The organism is Lysobacter sp. Root494 (genome assembly GCF_001427225.1).
GTDB lineage: Bacteria > Pseudomonadota > Gammaproteobacteria > Xanthomonadales > Xanthomonadaceae > Agrilutibacter.
Window position 1 is genome coordinate 766,412 of record NZ_LMFH01000005.1, and the last position, 19,974, is coordinate 786,385.

At 65.1% G+C, this 19,974-nt stretch carries 19 protein-coding genes; 12 read left to right on the plus strand and 7 right to left on the minus strand.

Annotated features, from left to right (window positions below):
- Positions 1–256 precede the first annotated feature (256 nt).
- Complete coding sequence (locus tag ASD14_RS06895; RefSeq protein WP_056130883.1) at positions 257–1,582, plus strand: DEAD/DEAH box helicase; 1,326 nt, start codon at positions 257–259, stop codon at positions 1,580–1,582.
- A gap of 131 nt (positions 1,583–1,713) precedes the next feature.
- Here the strand turns inward: ASD14_RS06895 and ASD14_RS06900 are convergent, their stop codons facing one another.
- Positions 1,714–1,917 carry a KGG domain-containing protein gene (locus ASD14_RS06900; RefSeq protein ID WP_056130886.1) on the minus strand — a complete coding sequence of 68 codons (204 nt, stop codon included), beginning with the start codon at positions 1,915–1,917 and terminating at the stop codon, positions 1,714–1,716.
- Positions 1,918–2,254: 337 nt separating this feature from the next.
- Here ASD14_RS06900 and ASD14_RS06905 point away from each other — a divergent pair, with 337 nt between their 5' ends.
- The 8 genes from ASD14_RS06905 to ASD14_RS06940 all read left to right on the plus strand — a co-directional run bounded on the left by ASD14_RS06905 (position 2,255) and on the right by ASD14_RS06940 (position 8,877).
- Entirely contained in the window at positions 2,255–2,884 is a 630-nt protein-coding gene (locus tag ASD14_RS06905) for a YceI family protein (RefSeq protein WP_056130891.1), read from the plus strand.
- A 40-nt stretch (positions 2,885–2,924) separates the two neighbouring features.
- The gene (locus tag ASD14_RS06910) at positions 2,925–3,293 is read left to right on the plus strand and encodes a DUF1428 domain-containing protein (RefSeq protein ID WP_056130894.1); all 369 of its coding nucleotides are present in this window, start codon (positions 2,925–2,927) and stop codon (positions 3,291–3,293) included.
- Positions 3,294–3,409: 116 nt separating this feature from the next.
- Positions 3,410–3,829 carry a YciI family protein gene (locus ASD14_RS06915; RefSeq protein ID WP_056130897.1) on the plus strand — a complete coding sequence of 140 codons (420 nt, stop codon included), beginning with the start codon at positions 3,410–3,412 and terminating at the stop codon, positions 3,827–3,829.
- Positions 3,830–3,886: 57 nt separating this feature from the next.
- Positions 3,887–4,303: a VOC family protein gene (locus ASD14_RS06920; protein WP_056130900.1), complete on the plus strand. Its 417-nt coding sequence runs from the start codon at positions 3,887–3,889 to the stop codon at positions 4,301–4,303.
- A 145-nt stretch (positions 4,304–4,448) separates the two neighbouring features.
- Positions 4,449–5,744, plus strand: coding sequence for an RNA polymerase sigma factor (locus ASD14_RS06925; protein ID WP_056130903.1), 1,296 nt, complete (start codon positions 4,449–4,451; stop codon positions 5,742–5,744).
- Between the two features lie 234 nt (positions 5,745–5,978).
- Positions 5,979–7,151, plus strand: coding sequence for a hypothetical protein (locus ASD14_RS06930; RefSeq protein ID WP_056130906.1), 1,173 nt, complete (start codon positions 5,979–5,981; stop codon positions 7,149–7,151).
- Between the two features lie 108 nt (positions 7,152–7,259).
- Entirely contained in the window at positions 7,260–8,000 is a 741-nt protein-coding gene (locus ASD14_RS06935) for a sulfurtransferase (protein ID WP_056130910.1), read from the plus strand.
- A 43-nt stretch (positions 8,001–8,043) separates the two neighbouring features.
- Positions 8,044–8,877, plus strand: a complete 834-nt coding sequence (locus ASD14_RS06940) for a class I SAM-dependent methyltransferase (protein ID WP_056130913.1) — start codon at positions 8,044–8,046, stop codon at positions 8,875–8,877.
- 223 nt (positions 8,878–9,100) lie between these two features.
- Here the strand turns inward: ASD14_RS06940 and ASD14_RS06945 are convergent, their stop codons facing one another.
- The gene (locus ASD14_RS06945) at positions 9,101–10,342 is read right to left on the minus strand and encodes a TIGR03862 family flavoprotein (RefSeq protein WP_056130916.1); all 1,242 of its coding nucleotides are present in this window, start codon (positions 10,340–10,342) and stop codon (positions 9,101–9,103) included.
- Positions 10,343–10,445: 103 nt separating this feature from the next.
- Here ASD14_RS06945 and ASD14_RS06950 point away from each other — a divergent pair, with 103 nt between their 5' ends.
- The gene (locus tag ASD14_RS06950) at positions 10,446–11,228 is read left to right on the plus strand and encodes an arginine deiminase-related protein (protein WP_056130919.1); all 783 of its coding nucleotides are present in this window, start codon (positions 10,446–10,448) and stop codon (positions 11,226–11,228) included.
- Positions 11,229–11,259: 31 nt separating this feature from the next.
- The gene (locus ASD14_RS16035) at positions 11,260–11,412 is read left to right on the plus strand and encodes a hypothetical protein (protein WP_157475152.1); all 153 of its coding nucleotides are present in this window, start codon (positions 11,260–11,262) and stop codon (positions 11,410–11,412) included.
- 15 nt (positions 11,413–11,427) lie between these two features.
- Here ASD14_RS16035 and ASD14_RS06955 read toward each other — a convergent pair whose 3' ends face one another.
- From ASD14_RS06955 to ASD14_RS06965, 4 genes are all read right to left on the minus strand, one after another.
- The gene (locus tag ASD14_RS06955) at positions 11,428–12,012 is read right to left on the minus strand and encodes a gamma-glutamyl-gamma-aminobutyrate hydrolase family protein (protein ID WP_056130921.1); all 585 of its coding nucleotides are present in this window, start codon (positions 12,010–12,012) and stop codon (positions 11,428–11,430) included.
- Complete coding sequence (locus ASD14_RS16040; protein ID WP_157475154.1) at positions 12,009–12,275, minus strand: hypothetical protein; 267 nt, start codon at positions 12,273–12,275, stop codon at positions 12,009–12,011. The genes ASD14_RS06955 and ASD14_RS16040 overlap by 4 nt, the downstream gene beginning before the upstream one ends.
- 16 nt (positions 12,276–12,291) lie before the next feature.
- The gene (locus ASD14_RS06960) at positions 12,292–14,241 is read right to left on the minus strand and encodes a DEAD/DEAH box helicase (RefSeq protein WP_056130923.1); all 1,950 of its coding nucleotides are present in this window, start codon (positions 14,239–14,241) and stop codon (positions 12,292–12,294) included.
- 101 nt (positions 14,242–14,342) lie between these two features.
- Positions 14,343–15,425, minus strand: coding sequence for a GGDEF domain-containing protein (locus tag ASD14_RS06965; RefSeq protein WP_162247683.1), 1,083 nt, complete (start codon positions 15,423–15,425; stop codon positions 14,343–14,345).
- 78 nt (positions 15,426–15,503) lie between these two features.
- Here ASD14_RS06965 and ASD14_RS06970 point away from each other — a divergent pair, with 78 nt between their 5' ends.
- Positions 15,504–17,114: a YdiU family protein gene (locus tag ASD14_RS06970; protein ID WP_056130928.1), complete on the plus strand. Its 1,611-nt coding sequence runs from the start codon at positions 15,504–15,506 to the stop codon at positions 17,112–17,114.
- A gap of 487 nt (positions 17,115–17,601) precedes the next feature.
- On the opposite strand, the gene ASD14_RS06975 is transcribed toward ASD14_RS06970, so the two are convergent.
- The gene (locus ASD14_RS06975) at positions 17,602–19,692 is read right to left on the minus strand and encodes a S8 family serine peptidase (protein WP_056130930.1); all 2,091 of its coding nucleotides are present in this window, start codon (positions 19,690–19,692) and stop codon (positions 17,602–17,604) included.
- Positions 19,693–19,974 lie beyond the last annotated feature (282 nt).

Below are 19,974 nucleotides of genomic sequence, written 5' to 3' on the forward strand. Positions count from 1 at the left end.
GCGGCGAGATGCCCATTCGCGTACAGTTCGCCCCGTTCGCGCACGGCTGATCCGTTTTCCTAGGTAAGCCCGCCGCCGTACGGCTCCCGAGCCGATCCGCGGCCCCAGCCTCTGGCTGGTAACTCCCGTACGCCTTTCGTCGCGCAGACGCGGTCCGGAGCATCCGGCACCGTTCAATCACCCACTCGCAGCGCGGTTCCAAGGAAAGCTTCGAGATCCCGCACCGGCCTGCCGGCGCGGTAATACGGAGCTGTACATGACGTTTGAATCCCTCGGGCTTGCGCCCGCGTTGCTGCGCGCGCTTGCAGAAAACAACTACACCACGCCGACGCCGATCCAGGCCGAAGCCATCCCGCTGGCGCTTGCCGGCCATGACGTCCTCGGCGGCGCCCAGACCGGTACCGGCAAGACCGCCGCGTTCGGCCTGCCGCTGCTGAACCGCCTTGCCAAGCAGACGCCGCCCAGCGGCCCGCGCAAGCCGCGCGCACTGATCCTCACGCCGACCCGCGAACTCGCCCTCCAGGTCAGCGAGAGCCTGCGCGCGTACGCCAAGCACCTGCGCCTGAACATCACCGCGATTTACGGCGGTGCCGGCATGCAACCGCAGATCGACAACTTCCGCCGTGGCGTCGACGTGCTCGTCGCGTGCCCCGGCCGCCTGATCGACCACCTGGAACGCGGCACCGCGCGCCTCGACAACATCGAAGTGCTGGTGCTCGACGAAGCCGACCGCATGCTCGACATGGGCTTCCTGCCCGCGATCAAGCGCGTCCTCGGCAAGCTGCCGGCGCAGCGGCAGACGCTGCTGTTCTCGGCCACCTTCGAGGCGCAGATCAAGGCGCTGGCGCTGGAATTCATGCGCAATCCGCGCCAGGTCCAGATCGCGGCGCAGAACACCATCGCCGACACCATCGCCCATCGCGCGCATCCGGTCGATGCTTCGCGCAAGCGCGACCTGCTGACGCAGATCCTGACCACGCGCTACACCGAACAGGTGCTGGTGTTCGGCAAGACCAAGCACGGTTGCAACCGCCTGGCCGAACAACTCGAAGCCTCGGGCCTGAAGGCCGTCGCCATCCACGGCAACAAGAGCCAGGCGCAGCGCACCAAGGCGCTGATCCAGTTCAAGACCGGCAAGGCGCGCGTGCTCGTGGCCACCGACGTCGCCGCGCGTGGCCTCGATATCCCGAACCTGCCGCTGGTCATCAACTACGACCTGCCGATGGTCGCCGAGGACTACATCCACCGCATCGGCCGCACAGGCCGCAACGGTGCCAGCGGCGAAGCGCTGTCGCTGGTCGCGCCGGAAGAGGGTGGCCTGCTGCGCCAGGTCCAGAACATGCTGAAGACGTCGGTCGAACTGGTGGTCGTGGAAGGCTTCGCGCCGAGCCGCCCGATCCAGCTCAACGCACCGCTGCCCAAGCCGGGTGGCAGTGGCCAGCGGCCGTCGCGCGGTCATCGCCCGCACGGCAAGCCGGCTCCGCGCCACGCGCACGCCGGACCCAAGCAGCATCGCGGCAATGGCCGCGCTGCGCCGGCTGGCGCACGACGCGATGGGCGGACGGAGCGTTCGCCGGGCTGATCACAGCACCTCCATCGATGCACATGAACACGCCGGCCCAAGTGGCCGGCGTTTTCTTTTGAGGTAAATAGTCGCGTGTTCCAAACAAGACAAAGGCGCCCGCAGGCGCCTTTGCAATGGTTCGGTGCTGTTTATGAGCGTTCGCGATTGCTGCCCTGGCGATTGCCGCCCGAAGCCTCGCCGCCCTTGCGGCCGATTTCGGACATGTGTTGACGATCACGGCTCACGGCTTCGCCACCTTTCTGCGCGATCTTGCGCTGCTGGTCCTCGTCCATGCCGGCGAAGCCGCGACCTTCGCGGTTCTGGTTGCGGTTCTGGTTCTGGTTGGTAGGCATCAGTTGCTCCCTGTTGTGGTTTGCGGTGCATCGCTCGGTCCCCGATCCGCAGTTCGATCGCGGACATGCGCGAGGTTAGGAGGTGGAGCGTTAGACCAGCGGCCAGCGAGGGTTAAAGGCGAAGTAATCGCCAATCCAATCGCAAGGGAATTTGATGCTTGTGTGCGGCGATTCCCTCGCGTGGATGACTCACGTGCATGAAGGGAGGGCTGACGTCATCCTTCCCCGGGCGCATCAACTGGAATCTCCGGCGCATTCATCACGTCCGGGGAACCCGGGCATGTCGAATATCGGCCCGTTCATTCGTCGCAGTCATATCCACCCAGGGAGAACGACGATGACCCGCAAGCTGCTTAACCCCGCATTCGCCTTCGTATTGCTGTTTTCCTGCGGCGCCGCCGGCGCCACGCCCAAGACCTACGAGCTCGACCCCAGCCACACCTATCCGAGCTTCGAAGCCGACCACATGGGCATGTCCCTCTGGCGCGGCAAGTTCAACCATACGACTGGCACCGTGATCCTCGATCGTGAAGAGGGCAAGGGCAGCGTCGCGGTCGAGATCGACCTCGACAGCATCGATTACGGCCAGGACGATCTGAATGCCTGGGCGCGCGGCAAGGAGTTCTTCGATACGGCATCGCATCCGAAGGCGGTGTATCGCGGCGAACTCAAGGGCTTCAAGGACGGCAAGCCCACCGAGATAGTCGGGGCACTGACCCTGCATGGCGTTACCCGTCCGCTCACGCTGAAGATCAATTCGTTCAAGTGCCAGCCGCATCCGATGTTCAAGCGCGACTGGTGCGGGGCCGACGCCATCGGTACGTTCAACCGCGAGGAGTTCGGCCTGTCCGCGGGCAAGGACTGGGGCTTCGACATGAACGTGACCCTGCGCATCCAGGCCGAGGCCGTGCTGCCGGCCGGCAAGGAAGACGCCGCTGCCACGGACGCGAAGAAATCCACGAAATAAGCCGTTGCGTTCCGCAACAACACACACCGAGGAGATTCGTATGAGCTACGTCGATGGTTTCGTGCTGCCGGTTCCCGTCGCGAACCTGGATGCTTACAAGAAGATGGCGCGCCGCGCGGGAAAGATCTGGATGGAGCATGGCGCGCTCCAGTACATCGAATCCGTCGCCGACGACGTGCAACCGGGCAAGGTCACGTCGTTCCCGCAGGCGGTGCAGCTGAAGAAGGATGAAGTCGTGGTGTTCGCGTGGGTGGTCTATCGCAATCGACGCGAGCGCGACCGGATCAACAAGAAGGTCATGTCCGATCCACGGTTGGCCGACATGATGGATCCCAAGAGCCTGCCGTTCGATGGCATGCGCATGTTCTGGGGCGGTTTCAAACCTATCGTCGAGTTGAACGCGGAATAGTGCGTCGGCAGTCTTTGACTGCGTGTCGATTTTTTCTTCCCTCCATCGTCGTTCTTGCAACAGCGCGGGTTCCCGGAAGAAGGTCCCGCGATTTCCAACCGAACAGGAGAAGGAACATGCGCGTTTTCGTGATCGTCAAAGCCTCGAAAGACTCGGAAGCCGGGGTGATGCCGGATGAAAAACTGCTCACCGACATGGGCAGGTTCAACGAGGAACTGGTCAAGGCCGGCGTGATGCTCGCGGGCGAGGGCCTGCACCCGTCATCGCGTGGCAAGCGCGTGGAGTTCTCGGGCAACAAGCGCACGGTAGTCGATGGACCCTTCAGCGAAACCAAGGAACTCGTCGCCGGCTTCTGGATCTGGCAGGTCAGCTCGATGGAAGAAGCTGTGGAGTGGGTGAAGCGCTGCCCGAACCCGCATCCCGGCGAATCCACCATCGAGATCCGTCCGGTATTCGAAGCCGAGGACTTCGGCGCAGCGCTGACACCCGAGCTCGCGGACCAGGAAGCGCGCCTGCGCGAACAGCTGGCTCATTGAAGGCAGGCTTCATTCGCCAGGCACTCCACAATCAAGTGTCAATCGAGGACAGCACATATGCAGATCAATCCCTACCTGGTCTTCAACGGCAACTGCGAGGAAGCCTTCAACTTCTACGCCCGCTGCCTGCGCGGCGAACTCGTGTCTGTGCAGCGCTTCGGCGAGACGCCAGGCTGCGAGGACATGCCGGCTTCGCACCGCGACAAGATCATGCACGTGCGGCTGCAGGCCGGCGACCAGGTGCTGATGGCATCCGACAACCATCCCGCGCATCCGTACGAAGGCGTCAAGGGCTGCTCGATCGCGTTGAGCGTCGATGAGGCGGACGAAGCCGATCGCATCTTCAACGAACTGTCGGAAGGCGGCGCCGTGGTGATGCCGATGCAGGAAACGTTCTGGGCCAAGCGCTTCGGCATGCTCACTGACCGCTTCGGTGTGCCGTGGATGATCAACGGCGCCATGCAGGGTGGCTGATTCGCCGCGGCCCGTTCAGGGTGGGTGCGCGCCGAAGCAGGCCGCTCCCACACGGAATGTCCCGAAGCGGCGCATTCGGCGCGCCGTTTCCACCAGGATGGCCCACGCGCTTGCACCGTCATCCGTGCTTTGGTGTGATCGCCCCATGGCGGACGCACCCGATAGCACCCAGAAGGCCCAGCAGCAGGTCCGGCGCACCATCGATGCGGTCTGGCGCATGGAGTCGGCGAAAGTGATCGCCAGCCTCGCGCGCATGCTGCACGACGTGGGCCTCGCGGAGGAGCTCGCGCAGGACGCGCTGGTGACCGCGCTCGAGCAGTGGCCGAAGACCGGCGTTCCCGACAACCCCGGCGCATGGCTGATGACCACGGCCAAGCACCGCGCGATCGACCGCCTGCGCCGCCACCAGCTGCAGCAGCGCAAGCACGAGGAACTCGGTTACGAGATCGAACTGCACCAGCAGGTGAGCGAAGAAGACATTGTCGATTCGCTGGATGATCCGATCGGCGACGACCTGTTGCGCCTGGTGTTCACGGCCTGCCATCCGGTGCTCTCGCAGGATGCACGTGTCGCGCTGACCCTGCGCCTGCTGGGCGGCCTGGCTACGGACGAGATCGCGCGCGCCTTCCTCGTTCCAGAGCCCACCATCGCGCAGCGCATCGTGCGTGCGAAGAAGACGCTGGCAGAAGCCAACGTGCCGTACGAGGTGCCGCGTGGCGAGGAGCTTGTCGAGCGCCTTTCCGCCGTGCTTTCGGTGGTCTATCTCATCTTCAACGAAGGTTATTCGGCGACCGCGGGCGATGACTGGCTGCGCCCTTCCTTGTGCGAAGACGCATTACGGCTTGGCCGCGTACTCGCAGGACTGATGCCACAGCAGGCGGAAGTGCACGGACTCGTCGCGCTGATGGAAATCCAGGCCTCGCGCGCCAGCGCGAGAACGGGGCCGAGCGGTGAACCCATCCTCCTGCTCGACCAGGACCGCGCGCGCTGGGATCGCCTCCTGATTGGGCGCGGCCTCGCCGCGCTCGATCGCGCACAGAGGCTCGGCGGCGCGCGTGGGCCGTACGCCCTGCAGGCTGCCATTGCTTCCTGCCATGCGCGCGCGCTGAAGCCGGAAGACACCGATTGGGCGACGATCGCCGGGCTGTATGGCGAACTTGCGCGCATCACCGGTTCTCCCATCGTCGAACTCAACCGCGCAGTCGCGCTGGCCATGCTGTTTGGCCCCGCCGCCGGACTCCAGGTGGTCGATGCGCTCGCGGATGAACCCGCCCTCGCGCGCTATCACCTGTTGCCCAGCGTCCGCGGCGACCTGCTGTTCAAGCTCGGTCGCATGGTCGAAGCCAGGAGCGAATTCGAGCGGGCCGCAGAGATGACCCGCAACGCACGCGAACGCGCATTGCTGCTGGAACGCGCGGCGGCGTGCACGCAAGCCGATTGATCTGGTCGTCATGATGATAGTTGGCGGCGTCCCCTTGAATGCGGGGCGCTGGCCAACCCTGTCCGAATGCGGCGAGTAGCAAACCCCTACGACGCCTAGCGTCGCATCCGAAGCACAGCTTTCCACACGACAGCCTCGGCCGATGCGACGCGCATCGGACAGGAACGCTGCGTCTTCGCCGGAACACTTTCCGGCAGCTACCTCGTCCATTCATTGCACGCAGGGAGATGACCCATGAAGACATCGCATCCGTTTCCGCGTCTGGCCTGCCTGGCCGCATTGCTCTGCAGTGGCACCGTCGCCGCGCAGACCACGTATCGCGTCCAGGAACTGGAATCGCTGGGCGGCACCAACGCGCGTGGCAACAGCATCAACGACTTCGGCATCGCGTCGGGCTATTCGACTGTCGCCGACAACTCGGTTCGCCACGCAACTGCGTGGTTTGCCGGACAGAAGTTCGATCTCGGCACGCTGGGCGATCCGCGGACCAGCAACAGCACCGTGCCGTGGCCAGTGAAGAACCTGGGCGGACTCGTCGTCGGCATCAGCCAGACCGACATCGACGACCCCAATGGGGAGTTATGGAGCTGCTTTTACTTCTTCAGTGGACCACATGCGAACAATGGCAAGGCCTGTCGCGGATTCGCATGGGGAAAGGGACGCATGCGGCCCCTGTTGCCGCTGGCGGGCGGCACCCACAGTTTCGCCGCCGGCGCGAACAACCTCGGCGAAATCGTCGGCTGGGCGGAGAACGCCGTAGCGGACGACACCTGCGTCGCGCCACAGAAGCTGCAGTTCAAGCCGGTGACCTGGGGGCCGGGGCGCCGGGCTGCGCGCGCACTTCCGCTGATCGGCGAGGACACCTCCGGCGCCGCCACTGCGATCAATGATCGCGGGCAGATCGTCGGTATTTCCGGCATATGCGACATCGCCGTGGGTCGCTATTCGGCGGCGCACGCCGTGCTGTGGGACAACGGTCGTGCCATCGAGCTAAAGGGTTTCGACGCGCCGTACTGGAACACCCCCAACGCCATCAACCAGCGCGGCGACATCGTGGGTTTCATGGGAACACCAGGTGATGTCGACGGCAACCTGCTGCGCGCGTTCATCCGTATGAGTAGCAGTGACACTGCCCAGCAGATCCAACCGCTGCAGGGCGACAGTTACGCCACAGCGCTATCGATCAACGAATGGCGCCAGGTCGTGGGTACCTCGTGCAAGGAAGGCGGCGTGGATTGCCGCGCGTTTCTCTGGGAGAACGGCATCACGCGCGACATCAGCCGCCAGCCGGGGTATGGCGGCGTGCTGACCAGCGCACAGGACATCAACAACTTCGGTGTGATCACGGGCCGCGCGGTGGATGCCGCCGGCGTGCGCAAGGCGTTCGTCGCGGTGCCTCTGTACTGATCGCGATGCCACGGTCAAACCGGTCTGCCGTGGCGTCGCATTCAACCCCGTCGCGAGGCGGGGTTGCCTTTTGCACGGGAAAAGGGCCGCGGCGGGTAAAATGCGCAGGTGATCCTGAACATCGCCGCCTACCATTTCGTACCCATCGATGATCCTGCCGCTCTTGCGGGCCAGGTGCGCGCACTCGCCGAAGCCGGTGACCTGCGCGGCACCGTACTGGTGGCGGGCGAGGGCATCAATATTTTCCTCGCCGGCGCCGAGTCGGCGATTCGTGTGTTCCTCGATGCGCTGCGCGAAGATCCTCGCTTCGCCGGCATCGTAGTCAAGGAAAGCCGCAGCCAGGCGCAGCCGTTCGGCCGGCTCAAGGTCAAGGTGAAGAAGGAAATCATCGCCTTCCGCCGCGACCGTTCCTCGCCGCTGGAAGGCCGCGCGCCGGCCGTGCAACCCGAAGACCTCGAACGATGGATCGGGCAGGGCCACGACGACAGCGGCCGCAAGCTGTTGCTGCTCGATACGCGCAATCGCGAGGAGATCGAACACGGGACCTTCAGCGGCGCGCTGACGCTGCCGATCGACAACTTCACCGACCTGCCGGAAGCGTTGACGCCACATCGCAGCGCGCTCGCCGATGCTGTCGTGGTCAGCTTCTGTACTGGCGGCATCCGCTGCGAGAAGGCTGCGCTGTGGATGCAGGCCGAAGGCATGGACAACGTGCTGCAGCTCGAGGGAGGCATCCTGGGCTACTTCGAGCGGGTCGGTGGCTTTGGTTACGACGGACGCTGTTTCGTGTTCGACGAACGTGTTGCCCTGGATGCGGAATTGAAGCCGCTGGTTGACGCGACGGAGTGAACGGCTCACCAGCGTTACGACAGAATTCACTGCGAGGTATTCGATGAACCGTGATCGCAATCCGCAAGCCGAGCAGATGGGCGACGAGTCAATGGCGCGCAACCTCGCGCACCAGGCTGAAGCGATCTGGCCGCAGGAGGAGCGCCTGTTCGACCGGTATGGACTGGCCGGGGCGATCCGCATCCTCGACCTCGGCTGCGGCACCGGCGAGATCACCCGGCGTCTCGCGTCGCGCTATTCGCAGGCCGCGCTGGTGGGCATCGACATCCTCGAGGGCAATCTCGCGATCGCGCGGCGCGGCAGCATGGCGTTCGCGGAGCGCATCGTTTACGAGCAGGGTGATGCCTTCGCGCTGCAACACGTGGACGCCAGTTTCGACCTGGTCGTCTGCCGGCACATGTCGCAGGCGGTGCCGGACTTTCCCTTGGTACTGGCCGAAATCACGCGCGTGCTGAAGCCCGGCGGCTGGCTGCACCTGTTGTCGGAAGATTACGGAATGCTGCACATGCCGGTGGTCGAGCGCGATGGCAAGCGCTTCGATCCGGACCGCTTCTGGAACGAGAATGCGGTGGCGTACCTGCAGAGCATCGGTTGCGATGGCCGCGTCGGCCGGCATTCACCGGCACTGCTCGCGAATGCCGGTTACGAGGCGATCGCGCTGGACTACGTCAACGTCGATACGCTTCGGGTAGATCGCGGCACCTTTGCCGGAATCATGCGCGCGTGGCGCGATGGCTATTCCGAAGTGCTTTCCCAGGCGTCCGGACGAACGGTGGCGGAGGTGGGTGCCGATTTCGACACGATCATTTCGACGATCGAGACGCCGCCGCATTACGCGGTTTGGCATGTGCCGGTGGTTTCCGGAAGGAAGCCGTAGCGGGTCGCATGGTTCTGAGTTGAGCAGAGCCGCGGCGGGGCCAATTGCCGCAGTTCTGTGCTCTGTGTTTTGTGCCCTGGCGCTTTTGCTCGTCATTCCCGCGAAAGCGGGAATCCAGCGACTTTGCTCTGGCTCTTGGAAAGGATTTCGTGGAAGAGGCAACGGCAAAGTCGCTGGATTCCCGCCTTCGCGGGAATGACGATTCAATATCGAGCCTTCGAAATCAGCGCCGCAACCAATCCACAGCACCACGCCCCGCGCGCAACCCGCTCGCGAAACACGCCGTCAGCAGATAACCACCCGTCGGTGCTTCCCAGTCGAGCATCTCGCCCGCACAGAACAGGCCGGGATTCGACTTCACCATCAGCGCATCGTCCAACGCTTCCAGGCGCACGCCACCCGCACTGCTGATGGCTTCGGCAATCGGGCGCGGACGCAGCAACGTGAGCGGAAACCGCTTGATGGCCGTAGCAACCGCGCCGGGGGCGTCCAGTTGCGGCTTCGATAGCACTTCCCTCAGCAGCGCCGCTTTCACGCCGGTGAGGCCGGTCTGCCTGCGCAGGTGCTCGCTGAAGCTGCGGCCGGAGCGCGGCTTCGCGAGATCCTGTTCCAGACGCGAGAGCTCACGTCCCGGCGCGAGGTCGAGATGCAAGGTGGCTTCGCCGTCTCGCGCGATGATGTCGCGAAGCGCGGCGGAGAGCGCATAGACCAGGCTGCCTTCGATGCCGGTCGCGGTGAGCACGCATTCGCCCTGCAGCGCGTGCTCGTTGCCTTGCAGGTCGCGCCAGTGCGCGATCACCGGCTTCAGCGGCGCTCCCTCGAAGCGTTGCGACAGGTGCTCGCTCCAGCCGATGTCGAAGCCGCAGTTCGACGGTTGTAGCGGTGCGACCTCGACACCGTCCTGCTGCAACCACGGTACCCATGCACCGTCGGAGCCGAGTTCGGGCCAGCTGCCGCCGCCAAGCGTGAGCACGGTGGCGGCCGTTTCCACGATGATTTCGCCCTCCGGGGTTTCGAAGCGCAGCGCACCGCGCTCGTTCCATCCGGTCCAACGGTGATGCACATGGAAGCGCACTCCCTGATCGCGCAGGCGCCGGACCCAGCCACGCAGCAGCGGTGCGGCCTTGCGATCCATCGGGAATACGCGGCCCGACGTACCGACGTAAGTCTCGACACCAAAGCCGCGCGCCCATTCGCGCAACGCATCCGCATTGAAGGCGTCGAGCCAACGCGCAACCTCGCTCTGCCGCGATCCGTACCGCGTGTCGAAGGCAGGACGCGACTCGCTATGCGTGAGATTCAATCCACCCTTGCCGGCGATGAGGAACTTGCGTCCGACCGAACCCTTGCCTTCGTAGAGATCGACTTCGATGCCCGCAGAGCGCGCGACTTCGGCCGCCATCAGACCGGCTGGTCCGCCGCCGATGATGACCAGGCCAGGAGAAGTGAATGCAGGAGGCGACATCGCGCGACGGCAGCAGAGGGCGGCACATTATGCGGCGCATCCATGGCATGGGCCATGCGCACTCAGGTATCGTCGGAATGGTTTCGACTATCCGGTACGCACGATGCTGGTTGCCATCACCCGCGAAGTCAGCCCCAGCCTCGGCGATTGCCAGCTCACGCACGTGGCCCGCGCGCCGATCGACGTGACGCGCGCGGCGGCGCAGCACCGCGCGTACCAGCGCGTGCTTGCTTCACTGGGCTGCCGGGTGCTCACTCTCGAGGCCGAGCCATCGATGCCCGACGCGGTGTTCGTCGAGGATGTCGCGATCGTGCTCGACGAAGTCGCGGTGATGACGCGTCCGGGTGCGGAGTCGCGGCGCGGCGAGGGTGCGAGTGTCGCGGAACTGCTTGCGCGTTACCGGCCTCTCCGGCGCATCGAAGCGCCGGGCACGATCGATGGCGGTGATGTGCTGCGTGTCGGGCGCGCGATTTATGTCGGCCAGTCCGGACGCAGCAACGCGGAGGGAATCTCGCAGCTGCAGCAAGCCGTCGTCGAATTTGGCTATCGCGTGCAATCCGTGCCGATTCGCGGCTGCCTGCACCTCAAGTCGGCGGTCACCGCCGTGCGCGACGACATGCTGTTGCTGCATCCGGCATGGGTCGATCCGGCTTCGTTCCCCGGCTTCAACATCATCGAAGTCCATCCGGAAGAAGAGCACGCTGCGAACATCCTGCGCATCGGTGACGTCGCGCTGATGCCCGCCTGTTTTCCGCGCACCGCGCACAGGCTTCGCGATGCCGACGTGGAAGTGGTGACGGTGGATGTTTCGGAGTTGCAGAAGGCGGAAGGCGCGACCACGTGTTGCAGCCTGGTGTTCGAGGAAGCGGTTTCCACGCAATGCTAAGCTCGCCGCATCTGATCAGGGGAGTTGCGACATGAGCTGGATCGGCATCGTTCTGGTGGTCCTCGGCCTGTACCTTGCCTTCAAGGTGGCCGGCTTTTTCTTCAAGCTGCTGATGTGGGCCCTGGTGATCTTCGGCATCTACTGGTTCGCCGCGCCGTACCTCGGATTTCCGCAGCTTTTCTGATCCGCATCGGTCGCGTTAGACCCACTCGCGTGAGGGCAGCGTGTATCGGCGTTGCGGCCGGCCGACGAGGTCGAGGAAGTTGTTGAACACCGCGTCGGCCTGGTTCTGCATCGTGTGGATGTGTTGTTTCGTCAGCGATCGGATCGCGGCCTCGTCCGTATGACCCATCGCAGCAAGTTCGTCCCGATACACCGGGTTGGCGAGCCAGCGCTCGATCAGCGGTTCGTCCATCTCCAGGTGGAACTGGAACCCGTAGGCGTTGTCGCCATGACGGAATGCCTGCGCATCGCAGCTGTCGGTGCGGGCGAGATGCGCCGCACCCTGCGGCACTTCGAAACGATAGCTGTGCCACTGGAAGACGGAAGTTTCCTCGCCCAGTGGCGCTAGCACGGGATCACGCCGTCCCGCTTCCGTGGTCCGTAGGCGATACCAGCCGATTTCGGGCTGTGGAATACGCTGCACCGGAGCACCCAGCACGTGCGCCAGCAATTGCGCCCCGAGGCAGATGCCAAGCACCGGCTTGTCCTGCGCCAGCATGCGTTCGATCGCGCGCAGCTCGGTGAGCAGGTGCTGCCGGTGCTCGCGGTCTTCGACATTCATCGGTCCGCCGAGCACGACCAGTCCGCGATAACGATCGACGTTCGGTTCCGCATCCGGCTGCCGCTCGAGTTGACGAAACGGATGCGGTGTCCGCGTCCACGGATCAGCGGATCGAGCGTGCCTAGTGGCTCGGCGGCAACGTGCTGGAAGACGAGGATGCGGGACATGCTCGGATGGATCGGTGTGATGGCGTAGTCGACCGAGCTTAGCCGTGCGCGAAATGAAACAGCGAACTGGCCGTCAACAAAAGGGCGGTTATTCACCGCCCTTACTGTTGCTTCAGCGTTGATCCGGCCTGAACTTCCGCGGCTTCGCGCCACCCGGGCGCGGCCCGCGCGGTGGACGCGAGTCGCCGTCGGCACGATGCGGACGCTGCCGGTTGCCGCCTTCGCCCGGACGGCTGATGAGCAGCGGCTGGCCCGCGACGCGCACTCGCTTGAGGTGCTCCATCACTTCGCGCGGCATGCCTTCGGGCAGGTCGATGAGGCTGTGGTCGTCGCGGATGTCGATGCGGCCGATGTAGCGGCTTTCCAGATCAGCTTCATTGGCGATCGCGCCGACGATGTTGCCGGGCTTCACGCCGTGGCGGTGGCCGACTTCGATGCGGAAGGTCTCCATGCCGGCTTCGGACTCGCGGCGTTCTTCGCGCGGCTGGCGCGAAGCAGGTGCTTCATCGCTGAAGAACGCTTCGCCTTCGTTGCGGGAGGGTCCCGTGGCGCGCGGCGGCGTGGGTGTCCACTGCTCGCGAGGAGCGCCGCGCTCCGGTGCGCCACGTTCCGGTCCGGTACGTTCGAAGCCGCTGCGCGATCCACGCGGGCCGCGTTCGGCGCCCTCGCGCGATCGGGTGTCGTCCTGGAATCCTGCGGGACGCAGCTTCTCCGCGGTCGCCTGCAGCAGCAGCGGCATGTCGCCCTGGACCAGCTTGGCGAGCGCCGCCGCGATTTCCACGGCAGGCACGTTCTGTTCGCGCTCGTAGCGTTCGACGAGGTCGCGGAACATCGCCAGGCCGTCACTTTCTAGCGCGGTGGTGATTCGCCCGAGGAACTTCGACACGCGTTGTTCGTTCACCGTCTCGATGCTGGGCAGCTGCATCGGCTCGATTGGTTGGCGTGTCGCCCGCTCGATCGCGCGCAACATGCCGCGCTCGCGCGGAGCGACGAACAGAATCGCCTCGCCCTTGCGGCCCGCGCGGCCGGTGCGGCCGATGCGGTGGACATAGCTTTCGGTGTCGTACGGGATGTCGTAGTTCATCACGTGGCTGATGCGCTCGACATCGAGTCCGCGCGCGGCGACGTCGGTGGCCACCAGGACGTCGATGCGGCCATCCTTGAGCTGCGCGATGGTGCGTTCACGCGCCTTCTGGTCCATGTCGCCGTTGATGGCGGCGGCGGAGATGCCGCGCGCCGACAGCTTGTCGGCCAGCTCCTGCGTGGCCAGCTTGGTCCGCGCGAACACGATCATCGCGTCGTAGGGCTCGGCCTCCAGGATGCGGGTCATCGCATCGAGCTTATGCACGCCGCTGACCGCCCAGTAACGCTGGCGGATATTGGCGGCGGTGGTGGTCGTCGTCTTGATCGCGACTTCCACGGGTTCATGCAGGTAGGTCTGCGCGATGCGCTTGATCTGCGGCGGCATCGTCGCGGAGAACAACGCAACCTGGCGCGTCTCCGGGATCTTCTTCAGCACGGCTTCGACATCGTCGATGAAGCCCATGCGCAGCATCTCGTCGGCTTCGTCGAGCACCAGGCAGCGCAGCTGCGAGAGGTCGAGCGAACCGCGGTTGAGGTGGTCGATCACGCGTCCGGGCGTGCCGACGACGACATGCACGCCGCGCTTCAGTGACGCCAGCTGCGGCGTGTAGCTCTGGCCGCCGTAGATCGGCAGCACGTGGAAGCCGGGCAGGTGGTGCGCGTACTTCTGGAAGGCTTCGGCGACCTGGATCGCGAGTTCGCGTGTCGGCGCCAGCACCAGCGCCTGCGGCTTCTGCTGCGCCGGATCGATGCGCGCGAGGATCGGCAGCGCGAAGGCGGCGGTCTTGCCGGTGCCGGTCTGCGCCGTGCCGAGCACGTCCTTTCCGGCCATCAGCGGCGGAATGGTCGCGGCCTGGATGGGCGAGGGGGTCTCGTAGCCGACGTCGGACAGGGCGCGAAGCAGGGTGTCGGGGAGGCCGAGGTCGGTGAACTTGACGGAAGGCGCGTCTGCGGCGCTGGGAGGTGTTGTGGCGCTCATGGCAGCCTCGATGGCGCCGGCGCTCTGCCGGACTGGGACGCGATTGTAACGTTCCGCACCCGAGCCCAGGCTCCACGCGGCATTCGCGCCCCTGGTGTCGCTCAGGCTCGCACGATCCGGTTGCGGCCTGCCTGCTTGGCCTGCAACAGGGCGGCATCGGCGCGTTGGGTGGCGGTTTCCAGCGATTCGGCAGGATGCGCCTGCGTGACGCCTGCGCTGACGGTCACGCGCACGGGTTCGCCCAGCGTTTCGATCGCGCGGCGGATGCGCTCGGCTACGCGATGGGCATCCTCGACCGTGGTATCCGCAAGCAGGGCGACGAACTCCTCGCCACCCACGCGCGCCACCACGTCGTGGCCGCGCAGGTGCTGTTTCAACAATGTGCTCACGCGCTGCAGCACCGCGTCGCCCGTCGCGTGTCCATGCTGGTCGTTGACATGCTTGAAATGGTCGATGTCGAAGAAGATCACCGACAGCGGACGTCCGCTGGATTCATGTTCGCGATGCAGGCGCGCCGACCTGGCTTCCCACCCCTCGCGATTCGCGACGCCGGTGAGCGAGTCCTGGTGCAGGCGGCGCAGCAGGCGTTGCCGATGGATGAAGATGTCGAGCGTGGCATGCAGCGTCGCACTGCGCTGGACCATGCCGATCAGGATGCCGACGGCCGAGAACAGCAGGTACGCGACCCACAATCCTACCGGCGCGGCGAGATAGAGCAGCAGGGCGAACATCGGCAGGCACAGGCCCGCTGCGACACCTATCGCGGTCGAACGACGCACGCAGTTGGGCAGCAGGATGATGGCCATCAGCATCACCGCGACATGGGTGAGGCTGAGCTTGGCGGGCTCAAGCGCGGTGAGTACGGCGATCGCGATACCGAACGTCAGCGCATAGGCGATGCCAACGGCTTCACCCATCCGGCTGATGTCGTAGCGGCGCAGCAGCGCGGCGAGACAGAGCAGCGCGACGATCAGGCACAGGCGCGCCAGCAAGGTCGTGTGCGCGACCGGCCCGAGCACGGCGTAGTCGCGGATCCAGCCCACCGCGAACAGCAACGGCATGCTGAAGGTCAGCAGCGTGACGCCGCCGCGCAGCTTGGCATGGGTGAAGGCATGGAAGCGGCGATATTCGGCGGGAGAGAGCGCACTCATCCTGTATTTCCGGTAAGCGAACACGGATGTCATGGGTTCTCCCTGCCCGGCGCTGCTGGCGGGCTCGCTGCAAATTGCCGCTTGCCGGCTTAACCGGGCGTGTCCCCGGGCATGGGTAACATCCCTCATTCCACGGCAACAAAGAGCGACCCGGTGCTGGCTTTTGAATTCGACAACGCCTTCCTGCGCGAGCTGCCAGGTGATCCGGAAGTGGGCCCGTGGGTCCGCCAGGTGGAAGGCGCGGCATGGTCGCGGGTTGCACCCACGCCGGTCGCCGCGCCGCGACTGCTGGCGCATTCGGCGGAGATGGCGCGTGTACTCGGCATCGGCGAGGCGGACATCCGTTCGCCGGCTTTTGCCGAAGTCTTCGGCGGCAACGCGTTGCTGGCCGGCATGGATCCGTTTGCCGCCAACTACGGCGGGCATCAGTTTGGTCACTGGGCGGGTCAGCTCGGTGACGGACGTGCGATCACGCTGGGCGAGACCATCAACGCCGCCGGGCAGCGCTGGGAGCTGCAGCTCAAGGGCGCCGGGTTGACGCCGTATTCGCGAACCGCCGACGGTCGCGCGGTCCTGCGCTCATCGATCCGCGAATTCCTGTGCAGCGAAGCCATGCATCACCTTGGCGTGCCCACGACGCGTGCGCTCTCCCTGGTCGGCACGGGCGAAGCGGTGGTGCGCGACATGTTCTACGACGGGCATCCGAAGCCGGAACCCGGCGCGATCGTATGCCGCGTGGCACCGTCGTTCCTGCGCTTCGGCAACTTCGAACTGCCGTATTCGCGCGGCGACCTGTTGCTGCTGCGGCAACTGGTGGAATTCTGCATACGCCGCGATTATCCGGACCTCGCATCCGAGGGGTCGATGGATGAGCGGGTCCACGCGCGCTGGTTCGGGGAAATCTGCGAACGCACCGCGGTGATGATCGCGCACTGGATGCGCGTCGGTTTCGTCCACGGGGTGATGAATACCGACAACATGTCGATCCTCGGCCTCACCATCGACTACGGCCCGTACGGCTGGATCGACAACTACGACCCCGACTGGACGCCGAACACCACCGACCGCCACGGCCGCCGTTACCGCTTCGGCTGGCAGCCGAAGATCGCGTACTGGAACCTGATGCGGCTCGGCCAGGCCTTGTCGCCGCTGTTCGAAGACGTGCAGTTGTTGAACGACGGCCTGCAGCGCTACGCGGATGTGTACACGCGCGAGGACCGCAACAACATCGCGCGGAAGCTGGGACTCCGGGAATGCCGCGACGAGGACGTCGAACGCGTGCAGGAACTGCACCAGCTGCTGGCCGACGCGGAAGTCGACATGACGCTGTTCTTCCGTGGGCTGGCCGATGTCGACGTCGATGCGCCCGTGCTGCAGCCGTTCGCCCACGCGTTCTATGACGACGAAAAGCGGACGGCTGCCGAACCGGTGTTCGATGCTTGGCTTTCAGGCTACGCAGCGCGGGTGAAGGAAGACGCAAGCGATCCGGGCGAACGGCGCCTGCGCATGAACGCGGCGAATCCGAAATACGTGTTGCGCAACTATCTGGCGCAGCAGGTGATCGATCGCGCGGAGCAGGGCGATCCTTCCGGAATCGAAGAGTTGCTGGAGGTGATGCGCCGGCCGTACGACGAGCAGCCGGGCCGTGATGACTTCGCGCGGAAGCGACCGGATTGGGCGCGCGAGCGGGCAGGGTGCTCGATGCTCTCGTGCAGTTCCTGATTCAACGCAGGAGCGCCCTTGGGCGCGACCGGCATCAGGCATCGCGCCCAAGGGGCGCTCCTACGGGCGGCGCCATCTGGGCGGTGCGAACGGTAACGGCCGGAATCAGCGCCCGGCCATCGACAGTCAATTCGCAGGGGGCTCGCGGCCCGCATCGCGGGCCCGCGAACGGCACCGCCGGCATCAATTCTTGCCGGACTTCTTCTCGCTCTTTTCCGCGCGCTTTTCCTTCAGCGTCTTGGTTGGCTTCTTCTTCTGTTCCTTCTTCTTGTCCAAACCCTTGGCCATGGTCGTCTCCCGCTATCGCTGGCGCGACGACATGCCGCGCCTGCGGCGAGTATGCGCCGCGCCGCGATGAGTCGTCAGCCGATCATTGAATCCACTGCTGCGGTGTCATGACGGGCGGGGCATGCACATGCCCGGAATCCGTCGCATTCCTAACGAGAACGGCCGGGAAATCCCCGGCCGTTCGTCGCGTGCCGCTGCCTTACGGCGTAGGGGTCACGGTCGCGCGGGTGATGGTGCTGTCGAGCGTGTAGTTCGCCAGTACCGTCGTGAAGCCCTTCACCAGGTACTTGTAGGTGCCAGGCCGGGTCACGGCGAATTCCAGCACTTCCGGGTTGTCGAGCGAGGCGCCCGAGGCGACTTCGTTGCCATCCGGATCGACCAGCGCGAAGTCCACGTCCACGCCGCCGTCCCACGCCAGCACCGCCTTGATCGAGATCGCGCTGGCGTCGACATCGAACGGGAACTCGTCGACTTCCATCGCCTGTTCGACGGACGGTCCCAGCGAGCCCGTGAAGCGGGTGGTGGTATCGCTTAGCGTGACGTTGGCGGGGAAGAGCTTGCCTTCAGTCAACGTCCCGTCGAAATAGACGTTGCCCGAAATGCCGCGCACTTCCACGGTATGCACGCCGGCGCCCAGCCCGGTGATGGGGAAGCTGTTCCGGACGCGCGGCGTCGCGTTGTAGAAGCTGAGGCGGCCGACGTTCGCGCCGTCGACATACACGTCGGCCAGTCCGCCCTTGGCATCCTGCGGATACAGGATCTGCGCCGCTCCGCCCTGGAAGGCCAGGTTCACGCGCGGAACCGACTTCTTCGACACCGTGCCCTTGCGATAGGCGCCGTTGGTCGCGCCGGCGTCGGCCATGCTTGTCCAGGTGCCGCCGTAGGTGAGCAACGAGTGGTTGTCCGGGGAAATGATCCATGCGCCCTGGCTCGACCACTTGGTGATGCCCTTGAGGAAATCGCGCCGCTGGCCGGTGGTCTTCGACGCCAGGTCCACCGCGGCGAGCACGTTGATGTAGCCCCCGCCGACCCAGTGGTACGGGTAGTTCATCGGATTGGCGGTTTTCACCAGGATGTCCTCGATCTGGTCGGGCGACAGGTCCGGGTTGGCTTCGAGCAGCAGCGTCGCGACGCCGGCGACGAAGGGCGTCGCCATGCTCGTGCCGCTCATGCCCGCGTAATAGGCGGTGTAGGTTGGATAGGCAGGATCCAGCACCGGGCCGAGCTTCGGCAGCGGCGTGTTCAGCGCATGGGTGGAAACGATGTCCGAACCCGGCGCGATGAGATCAACGTGCTTGTAGAAATCACCGGCAATGCCGCGGCTGGAAAAGTCGGACAGGTCCTTCGACTTGGTGCCCGAACCGACATCGATCACCCACGGCACCAGTGCGTACGGATTGATTGTGTTTTCGGCCGGGCCGTCATTGCCTGCGGCGAAAGTCACCACCATGCCGCGCCGGTAGGCCTCGTAGCTCGCCTTGTTCACCGGGTTGTTCGGATCGTAGACGCTGGTGGACGAGCCCCACGAATTGGTGATGACGTCGATCCCGTACTTCTGCTGGTTGGTCAGCGCGTAGTCGAAACCCTGCAGCGAGAACAGGATGTTGATGCCCTCGCCGGTGCCGATGCCGACGATCTTCGAATCCGGCGCGATGCCGGCGTAGTAGCGCGCACGTCGCGTATCCGTCAGCGAGGCATCGCCGGTGCCGCCAGTGATGCCGGCGACGTGCGTGCCGTGTCCGCTGGAGGTATCGGTGGTCTGCTGGCCTTCCAGATAGGCGGAAATGCCGCCGGCGAGGCCAAGGTCGCCGACGACCTTCACGTTCTGGATGACCTTGGTGCCGAACTTCAGGTCCGGATGCGTGGCATCCACGCCGGAGTCGATGATGGCGATCACGCCGTCCTTGCCCTTCAGTCCGATGAAGTCGTGGACCTTGTGGCCGCCGGTGATCTCGCCGGCCTCATAGTTGAAGTACTTCAACGGCGCATCGAAGTAGATGCTTTCGACACCGCTCCACTGCGCGACCTGGCGCACCTGCGAGGACGTCAGGAGCGCGCCGGCCATCGGCAGCGACTTCAGTGGCAGGAGCGAGTGGGTCAGGGTGGACAGGCGCGACATCTGCGAGCGGTCGCTGAAGGTCACGATGACACGATGGGTCGGGTAGGCATCCAGCCGCTGTTGCAGGTCCTTGGAGATGATCGCGTCGGCCTGGGCCGCGACCGGCAGCGCAAGGCTGGCGGCAATGGCAAGGCCGAGCAAGGAACGGGAAACCACGGAGCGGCGGTGCATGGCGGACCTCTTGATGGATGGGTACGCCCCAATGTCGCCAGTTGCACCTGCGGCTGCATCGGTGACTTCCCCCGGACCCGGGACAGTGAAAACCCCCATCCGATACAGGATGGAATGCCTTCGTTTTGCGGCTTTTGCAGATGGCCGTGCCCATGGCTCGCAAATGAGGCGGTTGCGGCAATCCGCCTCTCCGCATCGCCACATTCATGTTCAACAACGAAGGCTTGCTGCGGTTTTGCACCAGCCGGCAGCCGGACGGGCGCCTGGCCTGCGTAAAATGCC

Bases quoted from the DNA above. Each gene is read 5' to 3' on its own strand.
- ASD14_RS06895 (WP_056130883.1), top strand. From the start codon at position 257: ATGACGTTTGAATCCCTCGGGCTTGCGCCCGCGTTGCTGCGCGCGCTT.
- ASD14_RS06900 (WP_056130886.1), bottom strand. From the start codon at position 1,917: ATGCCTACCAACCAGAACCAGAACCGCAACCAGAACCGCGAAGGTCGC.
- ASD14_RS06905 (WP_056130891.1), top strand. From the start codon at position 2,255: ATGACCCGCAAGCTGCTTAACCCCGCATTCGCCTTCGTATTGCTGTTT.
- ASD14_RS06910 (WP_056130894.1), top strand. From the start codon at position 2,925: ATGAGCTACGTCGATGGTTTCGTGCTGCCGGTTCCCGTCGCGAACCTG.
- ASD14_RS06915 (WP_056130897.1), top strand. From the start codon at position 3,410: ATGCGCGTTTTCGTGATCGTCAAAGCCTCGAAAGACTCGGAAGCCGGG.
- ASD14_RS06920 (WP_056130900.1), top strand. From the start codon at position 3,887: ATGCAGATCAATCCCTACCTGGTCTTCAACGGCAACTGCGAGGAAGCC.
- ASD14_RS06925 (WP_056130903.1), top strand. From the start codon at position 4,449: ATGGCGGACGCACCCGATAGCACCCAGAAGGCCCAGCAGCAGGTCCGG.
- ASD14_RS06930 (WP_056130906.1), top strand. From the start codon at position 5,979: ATGAAGACATCGCATCCGTTTCCGCGTCTGGCCTGCCTGGCCGCATTG.
- ASD14_RS06940 (WP_056130913.1), top strand. From the start codon at position 8,044: ATGAACCGTGATCGCAATCCGCAAGCCGAGCAGATGGGCGACGAGTCA.
- ASD14_RS06945 (WP_056130916.1), bottom strand. From the start codon at position 10,342: ATGTCGCCTCCTGCATTCACTTCTCCTGGCCTGGTCATCATCGGCGGC.
- ASD14_RS06950 (WP_056130919.1), top strand. From the start codon at position 10,446: ATGCTGGTTGCCATCACCCGCGAAGTCAGCCCCAGCCTCGGCGATTGC.
- ASD14_RS16035 (WP_157475152.1), top strand. From the start codon at position 11,260: ATGAGCTGGATCGGCATCGTTCTGGTGGTCCTCGGCCTGTACCTTGCC.
- ASD14_RS06955 (WP_056130921.1), bottom strand. From the start codon at position 12,012: ATGAATGTCGAAGACCGCGAGCACCGGCAGCACCTGCTCACCGAGCTG.
- ASD14_RS06960 (WP_056130923.1), bottom strand. From the start codon at position 14,241: ATGAGCGCCACAACACCTCCCAGCGCCGCAGACGCGCCTTCCGTCAAG.
- ASD14_RS06965 (WP_162247683.1), bottom strand. From the start codon at position 15,425: ATGACATCCGTGTTCGCTTACCGGAAATACAGGATGAGTGCGCTCTCT.
- ASD14_RS06970 (WP_056130928.1), top strand. From the start codon at position 15,504: ATGGGTAACATCCCTCATTCCACGGCAACAAAGAGCGACCCGGTGCTG.
- ASD14_RS06975 (WP_056130930.1), bottom strand. From the start codon at position 19,692: ATGCACCGCCGCTCCGTGGTTTCCCGTTCCTTGCTCGGCCTTGCCATT.